Here is a 13,625-nt window from a genome sequence, read left to right on the forward strand (position 1 = left end):
ACGCCCGGCCTGACCCGGCCCGGCAACCGCCACGGGCGGACCGCCCGTTCGTGATCCCGTACGCGTACAACCGCCTGACGGGAGTGGCGGTCGAACTGACCGTGACCTCTGCCCAAGTCCTCGCCCATGGCTCCGATTCCGCGATACTCAGCTCCGACCTGCTGACCATCGAGCGGTCCGGAGAGCGTACGAAGATCCTCCTCGCGGCCGTGCGCGAAGTCCGCCCCGACGGCGACAACGCCCTCGACGTTGTCCTGACCGACGGCGTCGTCCACCGCGTCGAGGGCGGCAACCCGACCACCACCGGCACGTTCCGAACCGCCCTGGATTCGGCCCTCCCGGCGGAGCGCAGTCCGGCGGGCAGCACCCTGGTCACCACCAAAGCCTCGGGCTGCTCGCCGGCGGGTGCCTCTGGCTGGGCGTGATCGGGATCGTCTCCCGCTACCGGTGACCGCGGCGCGGATCACCGACGGCCGGCAGGGCGGCGAGGTGCCGGGCCTCGGCCGCACCGCGCGCCGTACCGAAGTGCCACTTCACCCGGGGAGGCTCACCCAGCTCCGGTTCCCGCCACCGGGTTCCCGGGCGGGCCCGAACCCCCAGTCGCCGCCGTGGTCGCGCACGACGGCGGCCAGCACCCGGAGCGTGGCCCGGCGGCGGGCTTCGCAGTGCGCGGCGAGGCGTGGGTGGGCGTGTTCGGGGTGCCCGTCGTAGGAGATCAGGCGGAGCGAGCCGTCGCGGTAACGGACGGACAGGTACAGCTCCCCTTCGGGGTCCATCCGCCAGGCGGAGCCGACGAGTTCGGAGGCGGCCTGCACGGCGGCGGGTTCGAGCGGGGTGAGGGCGTAGGCGTGCAGCGCGGCCCGTACGGTCTGCCGCGCGACGGCCGCGGCGCGGGGCCCGGCGGGCAGGGTCACGCTGCACGTGAGCTGGTCGGGCGATGCGGCCGGCGGGACGGCTCCCGTGTCCGGGGCGATCGGGCACAGGGCGGAGGCGGGGTGGGTGAAGGGCAGGATCATCTTCGGCTCCCAGGGGACGTCTGCTGTGACGGCGTTGACGGTTCGATTCGGAAGCTCGACGCGCACAGGGGCCTACGCGGACCGTTCGTGTGCGGCATGGCGGCGAGTGTGTGGCCTGTCTCCCCTTGCGCGGCCCCGCCCCTCCGGGGGAGGGAGCGTGCGGGCAGGACCACGCGATGCACTTCAACTCGCCGTGCGTAAGCAGTGCGCTACCGACTGTAGGACATCAAGTGGTGCCTCCACCACAAACTCCGTGAGGCCTGCCCCAGGAATGGACCGGGCGAAAGCAACCGTGCACACTGCCCCCATGTCACCGAGGACGTTGCCGTCGTACCGCCGAGTCCGGCTGGGTGCAGAACTGCGCAAGATGCGCCTCAACGCCGGAGTTTCAGCCGAAGCGGCGGCCTCCCTCATCGGGATGGACCGAGGAAAGATCCCCAGCATCGAGACCGGTGTACGGACTCTCAGCCCCGAGCGCCTCCGCACTCTGGCCGCCAACTACGGCTGCACGGACGAGCCGTACATCGAGGCACTGATCGGGATGGCCCTCCGGCGCAGGCGCCATTGGTGGGACCAGTACCGCGACAGGCTCTCGGCGGGCTTTCTCGACATTGCCGAACTGGAGTGGCACGCCTCGCACATGTGGACCGTGCAGGCAATCCACGTTCCGGGCCTGCTTCAGACCGAGGACTACGCACGGGCGATCTTCAACGCCGTTCTGCCGGAACTGCACAGGCTGGAAGTCGAGTTGCGAGTCGCTCTCCGCCAGGAGCGGCAGGTGGTACTGAACCGGAAGGACCCAGTTCAGTACACCGGGTACGTCCATGAAGCCGCACTGCGCATGCAGTTCGGCGGACGACAGGCCACCAAGGCGCAGCTCGCCCAACTCTGCGACCGGAGTTCCGAGTACCACATCACCATCCGGGTAATCCCCACCGCACTGGGCGCGTTCCCGGGAGCGGGACACCCCCTGCTCTACACGGAGGAGTCCGTCGCGCAGCTCGACACCGCACAGCTCGACTCCGCACACGGGCCCGAGTTCCTGCACGGCGAGGAGCAGTTGGCCAAGTACCGGGCCCATTTGGGCTGGATGCACGACCACGCGCTCGATGAAGCAGCTTCGCGTGATCTCATCCACGCGATCAGCAGAGAACTCTGAAGGGGCCAGGATGCCGGACGTACGTTGGGAAGCGCCGTACTGCGGCGAAGGCAACGCCTGCTACCGGATAGGTGTGGACGGGGACGGCAACAGCTACATCGCCGTCGCCGGGCAGGAGGACCGCCCGCTGACGGACAGCCTTGCCGCCCTCCAGACGCTGATCCGCGACATCAAGGCCGGCAAGGCGGACCACCTGCTCTAGCGGCTGGAGGCCGTTTCAGACCTTGGTCTCAGAGGTCACTCACCCGGCTGGGGGAGGGAGATCGTTCCGGCGGCCGACGCCACCCTTCACGGTCGATGCGACTTTCGGAACATGACCAGTGCTGAACGGACCATAAGGGCGCTCTGGAGCGCCTGGTGGCAGCGATGGCCGCGCTGGGTGGCCTGGGGAACGATGCTGTGGGCGGTGCTGTATGCCGGCTTCGGCCTGGCGTGCGCGCTGAGCGGGACCCCCTTGCCCTACCACGCCGGTGGCTCAGGGACCTCCGGGCTGGGCTGGGCGGTCGTGGCGGTGGGTGTGCTGGGGACGTTGGTCAGCGGAGCGGTGGTGCTGTACGGGTTGCGGCCACCGTTGCGCGTGCTGCTCTGGGTGGTTTGCGGGCTGGCAGGGATCACCGCGTTCAGCCTGCTGATGGATGTGATCACACTGATGCTCGGCCAGGGAGTGGACAGCCGCGCCTCCGCTGCGAACAAGGCCCTCGCGGCGGTCGGGGCACTCCTGCTCGCGGCCACGGCCCGGTCCGATCGCCTGCCCGCCGGTACCGCTGTACACGTTCCGTCCGCTGCGCCACAGCGCGTACAACGCGTCGCCTGGGCGGGGACGCTGGCCTTTTTCCCGTACGCGGCGATGAAGCTGGTCTGGGCGTCCGGCGGAACGTTCGCGGGGATCACCGGTGAGGAGATGCTCGCGGTCTCGGAGCGCAACGGCGCCTCGGGGATCTTCCTCACCCTGGAGTCCTGGGGGCAGGACCCCACCGCGCTGTTGGCCGTGCTCGGTGTTTTCCTGCTGTGGGGCCTGGTCCGCCCGTGGGGGCAGGTCTTCCCGCGCTGGACGCTGTTCCTGCGCGGGCGCCGGGTACCGCGCTGGCTCCCGCTCGCCCCGGCTCTGCTCGGCGCTGCCACGCTCGCCCCGTACGGCGTTGTGGGGATCGGATACCTGGCCCTGGCCACGTCCGGCGTGGTGACGATGCGGCGCGGCGACTTCCACTCCACGGGCGATGCGCTGTTGGTCGGTTGGATCGGGATGCTCGCCTTCGCCGTTTACGGCGTCGCGCTGACGATGTCGGCCCGCTCGTACTGGCTTCGGACCCGTCCCGCCTGCCCATCCAGCACCGTGGCGAAAGGCCGGCAAGGGTGACCACCTGTTCCATGGGTGGCGGCCAGCGGAGCGCGGTCGCACGGCACCCACGGGAAGGGCGAGCGGTCACACCTGGGGGTGGACTCGTGGCGCGCCTCGAACACCGACGGTGTGGCCACCCACTAGCTTCGCCCGCAAGATCACTTCGAGCGGAAGGTCGGCATGGCCATGGACAAGGACTTCTACCACCGCAAGATGGACACGTACTTCAACAGCCTTGACGAAGATCGGGACGGCGTCATCACCAAGGCCGACTTCGACAAGGTGAGCGAAAGGGTGCTGGTGACCTTCGGCCACACCCGGGACTCCAGCCAAGGCCGGGCCGTACTCGCCGGAGCCGACCGGTTCTGGAACAACCTCGCCGATGCGGCGGACTCCGACATGGACGGCCGTATCACCCCGCAGGAGTTCAAGCGCGCGACGTCCAAGTCGATGCTCTCAACGCCTGACGGCTTCCGGAAGACCGCGCAGCCATGGGTCGAGGCCATCGTCGTCGCCGCCGACAAGGACGGCGACCGCCGGCTCAGCAGCGAAGAGTTCGGGCAGATCCTGCGCGCGCTGGGCGCCACCGAGCAGGCGATCAAGAACGCGACCGCCGGACTGGACGACTCCGGCGGCTCCGTCACCCACGAAGAGGTGATCGCGAAGGCGCAGCGGTACTACGCCAGCGACGAGCGGAGGGACTCCGCCTACCTCTTCGGCGCGTTCTGACGTACCCCCGGGGCGTGGTGCAGTGCCGGAAGGACCCCTGTCGAACACCGTGGGGCCCTCGGCACCACGCCCCGCGTAGGTCAGGCGGGCGGAGCGCCCGCCGCTCGCCCTAGTTGGTCGCGCCGCGGGGGAAGGTGATCTCGACGCGGCGGTTCTTCTTGCGGCCTTCTTCTGTTTTGTTGTCCGCGATCGGGTAGTCCTCGCTGTAGCCGCGGATGTCGAAGGTGACGGCGGGGTTGGTGACGGTCTTGGCCAGCTCGCGCTGCACGGCGTCGGCGCGCTTCTTGGAGAGCACCTTGCCGTGCTCGTAGCTGCCCTGGTCGTCGGTGAAACCGAAGACTCGGACCTGGACAGCCTTCTGCTGGTTGATCTCCTGGCCGATGGCCTGGATGCGGGCGGCGGCCTGGGCGTTGAGGACGTCGCTGTCCTCGGGGAAGAGGACCTCGGCTTGCAGCGCCATCATGACGGTCTGGTTGGTCTCCTGGCGCCGCTCCTCGCCGCCGAGGTCTTCGACCACTTCGGCGATGTCCAGAACTTTCGGCGCCGCGAGGATGCCGCCCTGGGGCATCTTGAGGCCCGGCGCGTTGGAGTCGATCTTCACCGGCGCGGCGGAGATCGGCTCTGTCCCTGGCGGCACGCTTGGCGCCGGATCATCGGCGTACGCGCTGGTCGCGCCGACCAGATGCGCCCCGGCAATGACCATGCCGGCTATGGCGGTGACGGCGGCTGCGCGATGGCGTGTGGTCATGGGGTCACCCCGAGATCTTCACGGTCGCTGCGGCGAAGGTGGGGATCGCGAAGTCGACCTCAGTTGTGGTGGCGGGCGGGGCAGGGAACTGAGCGAACAGTTCGACCGACTCCCCGGGATCGATACGCGGGATCCCCGTAGTGCACAGGCACCTGCCTTCGGTGTCGCGAAGCACGTAGTACCGCTTCTTACCCGCACGATCGACGACGGTGGCGCCGGCGATCGAGTCGGGGCTGGCCGTCTTCTCAGCGCCCCTCCATTCGGAGGTCCGCGCAAACGCCTTGGTTCCCGTGTTCTTGGCCTGCCCGGTGATCGTGAGGAATCCGCCCTGATCGCGGACCACAGAGTTGATCTGCAGGACGATGCCGGAAGGCCCGTTCGAGGTTGCGATTACGGGAGCCGCGGATTGGGAGCCATTGCTCGTGGGAGCCTGCTTCTGTGTGGCAGATGGCTGGCTCTGGGCCGCCGACGGCTTCTGGTCTCCTTTCGACTTTTCCTCATTGCCCATCCCGCATCCGGCCAACGCCAGGGCCAAGACGCCCGCTACAGCCGCAGCCGTCCCTATGCGGACCTTCGCCGTCTGCCGAACACTCATCGATGCTGCTTCCTTGTCTCTCATCGCACTGTCATCCGTCCAGCCTGACGCTGAACAGCTTTCTTGCCACCTCGGACAGATCACCTGGGTCCAGCGGATCCACATCGAACTTCTCGCCATCACAGTTGAAGGTGATCCGAGCAGGCGTCGGCTTTTCAGGCGGGTCAGTCGGCGTAGGTGTGGGCGTGGCGCTAGGCGACGGACCGGAATCCGCCTCCAGCGAGCAGCGACGTGGCTCGATGATGGCGGTGGCCTTGGCTGTGGCGTGAGTGGTCTCAGACCCTGGGATGACCGATTTACCGACCGCGTCGTCCGTCTCCACGGTCACTGTGAACCGAGGTGGACGGGCCACACATTCGGCTGCGGCGTCGTTCAGCCCAGCCATGGCCTCGGCCGCTGCGCAGGCGCCCTCCGCCTCCAGGCGATTGCCCGTCAGGATGTCTTCCCAGTCCTCACGTTCGAGATCATCGAGGTGCAGGCCGACAAACATGTCGTCTCTCGACGCCGTGGCAGCTGCCAATGCCGCAGCATCGGCAGCCCCCTGCCCCTGATTGCGCGTCACGCCAGCCATGCCCACCACGAAGAAGGCGAAGGCAGCGAACAGCAGTCCGGCTACCAGCACGACGTAGGCAGGAAAAGCCTGCCCCTGGTCCTGAATCAGTTGCTTGTGATCTCCGTCAACGCATCTTGAATCGCGTTGGCGATGTCGTTGGCCAATCCTGTACCAACGATCGCGCCGATGATCAGCACGATGATCACAACGATTCCGAGGTACTCGAAGGCCGTCTGGCCCTCGTCTCTTCCCACTCGCCGTCGCCACTTGAGGTTCCTCATAGGGGTCCCCTCCCGGTTCGGTCCCGCTGTCGACTCGCGGACGGTACGGAACGCCACCCACGGGTGCAAAGGGTCCAGGGACCCATCTGCGGACCCAGTGCGCACAGCCCCTACCCATGACCCGGCACCCCCGAACGGATCGTTCCCAGCCACCTGGCTATGGCCTCGCTGCGGCTCCCGCTCTGCAGCTTGGCGAAGATGCGGTTGATGTGGTTCTTCACCGTCTTCTCGCTGATGAAGCAGGTGGCGGCGATCTGCTGGTTCGACATCCCGGACGCGATCAGATCCATTACCTCCATCTCCCGCGAACTCAGGCCGAACACAGCATGGTTGGGGACTCGCTCCGTCGACTGTGCCACAATTCGTTGCGGATGCGAAGACCCGCGTGCCCGGAGGTCCGCCAGGACCGCGCTCGCCGCCGTCGGGGTGAAGTGGGCGAGGCCGGTCGGGACGTCGCGGACCGCGCGGGCCAGGTCATCCGGCGTGAATTCGCCGTGGATCAGGTAGCCGTTCGCGCCCAGGAGTAATGCCTCCCGCACGACATCCGGCTCTCGGCTGTACGTCAGCATCAGGACGGACGCCAGCTGCGCCAGGTGCGGCAGGGCGGACATGCCGTCCACGCCGGGCAGGCGGACGTCCAGCAGGACCACGTCGGGGCGGTGCCGACGGGTGAGGGCCAGGGCGTCGCCGCCGTTCGTGGCCTGGGCGATGACCTGGAGGTCGTCGTAGCGGGAGAGGAGGGCTGCCAGGCCGGCTCGGATCACCGGGTTGTCGTCGGCGATGAGTACCCGGGCCATCAGCCGCCTCCGAGCAGTGCGCCGAAGTCGATGTCCGCTCCGTAGACGAAGCCGCCGAGCAGCAGGATCATCGTGCCCGGGAGCATGAACGTCGTGACCACGAAGGTGGCTTTGGGGACCGCCCTGGCGGCCCGCCGGCGCGCGTTCTGGGCGTCCGTACGGCGCATGTCCTCCGCGATCGCGATGAGGGTCTCCACGATCGGGGAGCCGAGTTCCTCGCCCTGCTGGAGTGCCGTGACGAACTGGGCGACCTGTTCGCTGTCGTTGCGGCGACGCAGTTCGTCGAAGGCCTCGCGGCGGCTCACGCCCATGTCCATCTGTTGCAGGGTGATGCGGATCTCGTCCGGCCAGGGGCCCTTGTAGCGTTCCGCGACCCGCTCCAGGGCCTGGCGGAAGCCCAGGCCCGCGCTGACGACGACGGCCAGGACGTCCAGGAAGTCCGGCAGGGTGCGTTCGATGTGGTCGCGGCGGACCCGGATCGCCGACCAGAGGCCCGCTTCGATCCAGAACAGGCCGAAGGCGATCATGACCAGGGCGAGCAAGAGCCGGCCGTTGAGGAGCATCGCGAAGGCGCCGACCGCGCCCAGGGCGCCGTAGACCGCGCGGCGGGCCGCGTAACGGTCGATGGTGAGGCCCGACGGGTTTCCCGCGCGGTCGATCTGGCGGCGTTTGGCCGCGACCCGCTTGGGGCCCATCAGGCGCAGGACCAGGGGCGCGTAGCGGATGCCCATCCGGTCGACCACCGAGCCGACGGCGCTGGTGCGGGTGGAGCCGACTTCCAGGGCGAGGGCCAGGTCGGGGGGTAGGGCGACCTCGGAGCGGTAGAGGCGGATGCCGTGGAAGATGCCCAGGACCGACAGGGCCAGGGCCAGGGCGAGGAGCAGGGCGACCACCGGCTCACACCTCGATCTTCGACAGGCGGCGGATGGAGACGAAGCCGAGGGCGAAGAGGCCCAGTGCCACCAGGACGGCGATCTGGCCGGGGATGGCTCCGGTCATGCGTTCCAGCGCGCCGGGCATCATCGCGTCGACCAGGAGGAGCGAGCCCAGGCCGATGAAGGGCATCAGGTAGGCCGTCACCGTCACCTGGGAGAGTTGGGTGCGGACCTCGCGGCGGGTTTCCTTGCGCTGTTCGAGCGTGATCGTGAGGTTGCGGAGGCTGCCCACGATCGCGCCGCCGGCCCGGGCCGACAGGACCAGGGTGGAGACGAGGACCGAGAGCTCGCGGGAGGGGAGGCGGTCGGCCAGTTCGCCGAGTGATTCCTCGATGGAGTGGCCGACGGCCAGGCGGTTGGCGACCCGGCCCAGTTCCTCCCCCGCCGGGGCTTCGAGCTCTTCCGCGGCTATGCCGATGGCCGTGCGGAGGGCCAGGCCGGCCTGGGTGGCGTTGGCCAGGATGCGGGCCAGTTCGGGGAGCTGGTTGATGAAGCGCTCCGTACGGCGGGCCCGCTGCCAGTTGAGGAAGGCGTTCGCCGACCAGAGGCCGATCAGGCCGGCCACCGGGCCGAAGAACGGTGCGAGGAGGGAGGCCGCCACGATCCACACGCCGGCCACCGAGGCGGCCATGTAGACGAAGAACTCGCCGGGGGTGAGGTCCAGGCCGGTCGCGGCGAGCTTGAGTTCGATGCGGCGGCCCAGCGCAGTGCGGCGGAGCCGCCGGTCCACGGTGCGGAAGCGGCGCCGGCGGCCGACCGGCTCGGGTTCGCCGGAGTCGGAGAGGCGGTGGATGAGCGCGGTGCGTTCGGCGCGGCCCTTGACGTACGCGTGCAGCCCGTAGACGAGCAGGACGGCGGCCAGCAGGGCGGCGGCGAGGGTGAGGGCGACGGGAAGGGTCACAGGGCGGTCCGGGTGGTGAGCTGGTCGTCGTTGCCGGCGACTCCGAAGGCCGGCGGAATCGGCTGGTTGTTCATGTAGAGGCGTTCGGCGACGCGGCGCGGCAGCGGGAAGTACTGGAACCAGCCGTGGACGCGGCCGTCGGCGGCGATCGGCTGGGCGGCGAACCGGCAGACGGTGGTGATCCGGAACGGTTCGCGGCCGTGCGAGTCGAGGATGGACACCTCGGTGATGCGGCGGGTGCCGTCGGCGAACCGGGTGAGCTGGACGACGACGTTCACCGCGCTGTTGATCTGGTCCTGGAGGGCCTCGAAGGGGACCTCCACCTCCGACATGGAGGCGAGGGTCTGGAGCCGCATCAGGGCGTCCTCGGCGCTGTTGGCGTGCACGGTGGCGAGCGAGCCGTCGTGGCCGGTGGACATGGCCTGGAGCATGTCGAGGGTCTCGCCGCCGCGGACCTCGCCGACGATGATGCGGTCGGGGCGCATGCGGAGGCTGTTGCGGACGAGGTCGCGGATGGTGATGCGGCCCTTGCCCTCGACGTTGGCGGGGCGGGATTCCAGGCGGATGACGTGCGGCTGCTGGAGCTGGAGCTCGGCGGAGTCCTCGATGGTGATGATGCGCTCGCCGTCCGGGATGAGGGCGGAGAGGGCGTTGAGGAGGGTGGTCTTGCCGGTGCCGGTGGCGCCGGAGACGATCACGTTCATCTTGGCCTGTACGAGCCCGGAGAGCAGCATGAGCATCTGCTCGTCGAGCGAGCCGAGGGAGATCAGCTCGGTGAGCGTGAAGGCGCGCGGGAACCGGCGGATGGTGAGGGTGGCGCCGGTGAGGGAGAGCGGCGGGATGATGACGTTGACGCGTTCGCCGGTGGGGAGGCGGGCGTCGACCATGGGGTTGGCCTCGTCCACGCGGCGGTTGACGGCGGAGACGATGCGTTCGATGGTCTGCATCAGCTGCTCGTGGCTGGCGAAGCGGAGCGGGAGCTGTTCCACGCGGCCGGCGCGCTCGACGTAGATGTGGTCGGGGCCGTTGACCATGATCTCGGAGACGGTGGGGTCTTCGAGGAGGGGTTCGAGCACGCCGAGGCCGAGGGCTTCGTCGACGACGCGGCGGATGAGCGCGGCGCGTTCGGTGGTGGAGAGGACCGGGCCCTCGCGGCTGATGAGGTGGCCGAGGACGCGTTCGAGGCGGGCGCGGCGTTCGGTCGGCGCGAGCGCCGACATCTCGGCGAGGTCGATCTCTTCGAGGAGCTTGGCGCGGTAGGAGGAGACGAGGCGGCCGTCCTCGCCGGGGCGGTGGGACGGGCGGTCGTCGGGGGTGTTGACCCTGGAGCGGAGGCTCATGGGCGGCGGCCCTCCCTTCGGCGGCGGCGGGTGGGTGCGGGCCGCTGCCCGGACCCGCGGCGGTGTGCTGGGGCGGTGCGGTGCCCCGGTACGCGGGTCATGGGTCAGGTCCCCTTCTTGCGGTCGCTGGGCATGCTGGCTGTGCGTTCGCGTGCGTCGATGTCGAGGCCGGGGATGATGGAGTTCACCGTGATGCGGACGGTGGCCGTGGTGACGTCTTCGCCGGCGGTGACCCGGACCTCGGTGGCGCCGCGGATGCTCGGGCGGACGGCTGCCGTGCCGGCTGCGATGCCTGCGGCTACGGGGTTTTCGTCCGTGTCCGTACGGGCGGCAACGCGCGCGGCGGTGCGGGCGGCGGTCTCGGCCTGCTGCTCGCAGTACGCGGTCCAGCCGAGCTGGATGCCGGCGAGGCCTACGAGGAGGAGGATCGGCAGGAAGCCGAGGTACTCCAGGGCCACTTGGCCGCGGTCGCGGGTGTGGCGGGTGATGGCCGGGGTGGGGCCCTGCGGGGCGATTTCCCCTCCCCGCCCCTTCCCGAAACCGGGGCTCCGCCCCGGACCCCCTTGGGGCTCCGCCCCAGACCCCGCACGGCTCCGCCCCGGACCCCGCCGGGGCTCCGCCCCACACCCCTCGGGGCTCCGCCCCGAAACCCCCTGGGGCTGTGCCCCCTGCTCGGGGCTCCGCCCCGGACCCCCTCGGGGCTCCGCCCCGGACCCCACAGGGCTCCGCCCTGAAACCCGCCGGGGCTGCGCCCCGGGCGCCTCGGGGCCGGGCGCGGCAGTGTGTTCCGGGTAGGCGGGCATCAGTCCCTCTCCCTTTCGATGGCTGCGCCGGCCTCGCCGGTGACGGTGAGGCCCGTGTCGAGGCCGGGGACCAGGACCGGGATCCTGAGGGTGACCCTGGCGCGGTAGAGGTTTCCCTCCGGGCCGCAGGTCGGCACCGCCTCCCAGGCGCCCACGTGCCTCAGCACGGCTGCCGGGCAGTCGCCGTCCACCGCGCCCGCACGTGCGCCCTCGTCCGCGGCGTTGCCCGCCAGGGAGAAGGCGTAGCCGATCAGGACGCACTCCCAGACCGCTGCGATCAGGAGCAGGATCAGCGGGAGCATGCCGGCGAACTCGATCGCCACCTGGCCCTGGTCTCGGCGGAGTGCGGGCGCCCGTCGCATGGGTCAGCCCTCCCGGGTGCCGCGGCGGGGCGCGCGGAGGCGGGCCACCTTGCCCGGGGTGCGGAGGGCCAGGGTGCCGGCCGGCTCGGGCTGCTCGTCCGTTGCCGGGCGGAGGAGGTCCAGTTCGGCGGCCAGTTTCCACAGGGCTTGTTTCACGGGGGACTTCGCGTCCAGGTCCTGGACCCGGCCCGCGTCCAGGACCGGGGCCAGTTCCTTGTAGTTCGCCGGGACCGGGGTGCGGGTCGGGCGGGTGCGGGTGATCTTCTCGATGAGGGAGGGGTTTATCTCGGTGCTGCGGGTCCAGCGGTTGACCACCATCGTGGTGTCCTCCGGCTTGCGGACCTGGAGGCGTTCCCACATCCGGACCATGCGTTTGGCGGCGCGGACGGAGACCACGTCGGGGGTGGTGACCAGGACGGCCACGTCCGCCAGTTCCACCGCCGTGGCGTTGGCGCCGGTCATCTGGGTGCCGCAGTCCACGACCACGAGTTCGTAGCGGTGGCGGAGGGCCGAGAGGACCAGGCGGGTGGTGCGGTCGTCGACCTCCTCGCCGCGTTCGCCGTCCGCCGGGGCGAGCAGCAGGGCCAGGCCCGTCGGGTGTTCGTACACCGCGTCCCCGAGGACCCGCGGGGAGATGTCCTGGATGCCGGCCAGGTCCACGACCGAGCGCCGGAACTGGACGTCCAGGTAGGAACCGACGTCCCCGGCCTGGAGGTCCAGGTCGAGCAGGGCCGTGCGGCGGCCCGCCGCGGCCGCCGCCAGGGCGAACTGGACCGCGCAGAAGGTGGTGCCGACCCCGCCCTTGGCGCCGGTGACGGTGGCGACCCGGCCGCTGCCGGGGCCGGTGAAGCGGTCCGCGGCGCCGCTCCCGGCCGGGCCGCCCCCGCCGAGGTGGCGGCGTACGCCGGTGGCCCACTGGGCCGCGGCCTGGACCCGCGCGGCCAGTTCGTCGTAGGAGAGGGGGAGTCCGACCAGGCCGCGGGCGCCCGCGTCCATGGCGGCCGAGAAGAGGGCGGGGCCGGTGTCGGAGGTGACCAGGACGACGCCCACCGCCGGGAAGCGGAGGGCGATCTCCCGGACGAGGTCCAGGGCGGGGAGGGGGCCGATGCGTTCGTGGACGAGGACGACCTCGGGGAGGTGGTCCACCGATTCGGCGGCCAGCCGGGAGAGGACGTCCAGGAGGGTGGAGGAGTCGGCCACCGGGTGGGCCGGCTCCACGGAGGGGAGCTGACTGAGCAGGGTGACGGCGGTCCGGGCCGCCTCGGGGTCTCCCGTCGCGGGGAGGATTCGGGTCGTGGTCATGCCGGCCTCACTTGTCCCCGTCGAGGGTGTACCAGCGGTCGGCGCCCGGGGGTGCCGATTCGGAGCCGGGGGCCACGAGGGCGAGGCGGACGTGTTCGGCGAAGGATTCGGAGAACGCGACCCGCTGGGCGTCCTTGGCGTTCACGGCGAAGGTGATCGGGACGGCGTCGACGGTGCCGGTGCCCTTGCGGTCGCCGGACTTCTCCACCGGGGTGAGCCGGCCCACGTCGATGACCCTGGCGTTCGACACCATGATCACGGAGCGGTCGGGGTCGGTGGTCCGCTTGCCCTTGAAGGTGCCGAGGATGTTCACCTTGTCCCCGGAGCGGACCTTGCCCGCGACACCGGTGGACGCATCGATCATGATGGCGATCTCCTGCTCGCCGGGCTGCAGCCGCGGGCGGTCGACGAACATGTCCGCCTGGAGCAGCGAGCCCTTCTTCAGGGTGGTGAGGGTGATCTTGCCGTTGACCGTGCCGAGGTCGGTGACGGCGGTCGCGGGGCGCCAGCGCTCGGGGATGGTGACCTTCTCGAACTTCGCGGCGTCCAGTGCGGTGTGCGGCGCTATGTCGCTCTTCACCCGGTACGCCTCCACCTCGGGGCCGACCTTGGAGTTGACGTCGCCGATCACCGCGGCCACTCCGGCGAACGCGCCGATCGCGCAGAGGACGGAGAGGAGCAGCAGGATGACGCCGCGGCGCTGGCGTGAGTTCATGAGCCGTGGACCTCGTCGTTCGGAACGGATCAGGGGTCTGGAGGGGTGGA

At 70.2% G+C, this 13,625-nt stretch carries 18 protein-coding genes; 5 read left to right on the forward strand and 13 right to left on the reverse strand.

Annotation, left to right across the window (positions count from 1 at the left end; genetic code table 11):
• Positions 1-50: 50 nt before the first annotated feature.
• Complete coding sequence (locus tag AC067U_RS29785) at positions 51-425, forward strand: hypothetical protein (RefSeq protein WP_478832904.1); 375 nt, start codon at positions 51-53, stop codon at positions 423-425.
• Between the two features lie 108 nt (positions 426-533).
• Here the strand turns inward: AC067U_RS29785 and AC067U_RS29790 are convergent, their stop codons facing one another.
• Positions 534-1,016 carry an ATP-binding protein gene (locus tag AC067U_RS29790; protein WP_478832905.1) on the reverse strand — a complete coding sequence of 161 codons (483 nt, stop codon included), beginning with the start codon at positions 1,014-1,016 and terminating at the stop codon, positions 534-536.
• Between the two features lie 307 nt (positions 1,017-1,323).
• On the opposite strand from AC067U_RS29790, the gene AC067U_RS29795 reads away from it, so the two are divergent.
• From AC067U_RS29795 to AC067U_RS29810, 4 genes are all read left to right on the forward strand, one after another.
• Positions 1,324-2,175 carry a helix-turn-helix domain-containing protein gene (locus AC067U_RS29795; RefSeq protein WP_478832906.1) on the forward strand — a complete coding sequence of 284 codons (852 nt, stop codon included), beginning with the start codon at positions 1,324-1,326 and terminating at the stop codon, positions 2,173-2,175.
• Positions 2,176-2,185: 10 nt separating this feature from the next.
• Positions 2,186-2,377, forward strand: a complete 192-nt coding sequence (locus tag AC067U_RS29800) for a hypothetical protein (RefSeq protein WP_478832907.1) — start codon at positions 2,186-2,188, stop codon at positions 2,375-2,377.
• Positions 2,378-2,488: 111 nt separating this feature from the next.
• On the forward strand, positions 2,489-3,532 hold the full coding sequence (locus AC067U_RS29805) for a hypothetical protein (protein WP_478832908.1): 1,044 nt from the start codon (positions 2,489-2,491) through the stop codon (positions 3,530-3,532).
• A 162-nt stretch (positions 3,533-3,694) separates the two neighbouring features.
• Entirely contained in the window at positions 3,695-4,243 is a 549-nt protein-coding gene (locus AC067U_RS29810; RefSeq protein WP_478832909.1) for an EF-hand domain-containing protein, read from the forward strand.
• A gap of 109 nt (positions 4,244-4,352) precedes the next feature.
• On the opposite strand, the gene AC067U_RS29815 is transcribed toward AC067U_RS29810, so the two are convergent.
• The 12 genes from AC067U_RS29815 to cpaB form a co-directional block, all read right to left on the reverse strand.
• Complete coding sequence (locus tag AC067U_RS29815) at positions 4,353-4,991, reverse strand: OmpA family protein (protein WP_478832910.1); 639 nt, start codon at positions 4,989-4,991, stop codon at positions 4,353-4,355.
• 4 nt (positions 4,992-4,995) lie between these two features.
• Entirely contained in the window at positions 4,996-5,610 is a 615-nt protein-coding gene (locus tag AC067U_RS29820; protein ID WP_478832911.1) for a hypothetical protein, read from the reverse strand.
• Positions 5,611-5,617: 7 nt separating this feature from the next.
• Entirely contained in the window at positions 5,618-6,208 is a 591-nt protein-coding gene (locus tag AC067U_RS29825; RefSeq protein WP_478832912.1) for a pilus assembly protein TadG-related protein, read from the reverse strand.
• A gap of 35 nt (positions 6,209-6,243) precedes the next feature.
• On the reverse strand, positions 6,244-6,420 hold the full coding sequence (locus tag AC067U_RS29830; protein ID WP_478832913.1) for a hypothetical protein: 177 nt from the start codon (positions 6,418-6,420) through the stop codon (positions 6,244-6,246).
• Positions 6,421-6,530: 110 nt separating this feature from the next.
• The gene (locus AC067U_RS29835) at positions 6,531-7,217 is read right to left on the reverse strand and encodes a response regulator (RefSeq protein WP_478832914.1); all 687 of its coding nucleotides are present in this window, start codon (positions 7,215-7,217) and stop codon (positions 6,531-6,533) included.
• Positions 7,217-8,110 (reverse strand): DUF5936 domain-containing protein, encoded by an 894-nt coding sequence (locus AC067U_RS29840; protein ID WP_478832915.1) that lies wholly within the window; start codon positions 8,108-8,110, stop codon positions 7,217-7,219. Before AC067U_RS29840 ends, AC067U_RS29835 begins: the two co-directional genes overlap by 1 nt.
• Before the next feature lie 4 nt (positions 8,111-8,114).
• Positions 8,115-9,053 carry a type II secretion system F family protein gene (locus tag AC067U_RS29845; RefSeq protein WP_478832916.1) on the reverse strand — a complete coding sequence of 313 codons (939 nt, stop codon included), beginning with the start codon at positions 9,051-9,053 and terminating at the stop codon, positions 8,115-8,117.
• Entirely contained in the window at positions 9,050-10,393 is a 1,344-nt protein-coding gene (locus AC067U_RS29850; protein WP_478832917.1) for a CpaF family protein, read from the reverse strand. The genes AC067U_RS29845 and AC067U_RS29850 overlap by 4 nt, the downstream gene beginning before the upstream one ends.
• A 104-nt stretch (positions 10,394-10,497) precedes the next feature.
• Complete coding sequence (locus AC067U_RS29855; RefSeq protein WP_478832918.1) at positions 10,498-10,851, reverse strand: TadE/TadG family type IV pilus assembly protein; 354 nt, start codon at positions 10,849-10,851, stop codon at positions 10,498-10,500.
• A 344-nt stretch (positions 10,852-11,195) separates the two neighbouring features.
• Complete coding sequence (locus tag AC067U_RS29860; protein ID WP_478832919.1) at positions 11,196-11,558, reverse strand: TadE/TadG family type IV pilus assembly protein; 363 nt, start codon at positions 11,556-11,558, stop codon at positions 11,196-11,198.
• Between the two features lie 3 nt (positions 11,559-11,561).
• The gene (locus AC067U_RS29865) at positions 11,562-12,860 is read right to left on the reverse strand and encodes a CpaE/TadZ family protein (RefSeq protein ID WP_478832920.1); all 1,299 of its coding nucleotides are present in this window, start codon (positions 12,858-12,860) and stop codon (positions 11,562-11,564) included.
• Positions 12,861-12,867: 7 nt separating this feature from the next.
• A complete protein-coding gene (gene cpaB, locus AC067U_RS29870; RefSeq protein ID WP_478832921.1) occupies positions 12,868-13,575 on the reverse strand; it encodes a Flp pilus assembly protein CpaB in 708 nt (235 codons plus the stop codon).
• Positions 13,576-13,625 lie beyond the last annotated feature (50 nt).

The organism is Streptomyces sp. NPDC043853 (assembly GCF_056436025.1).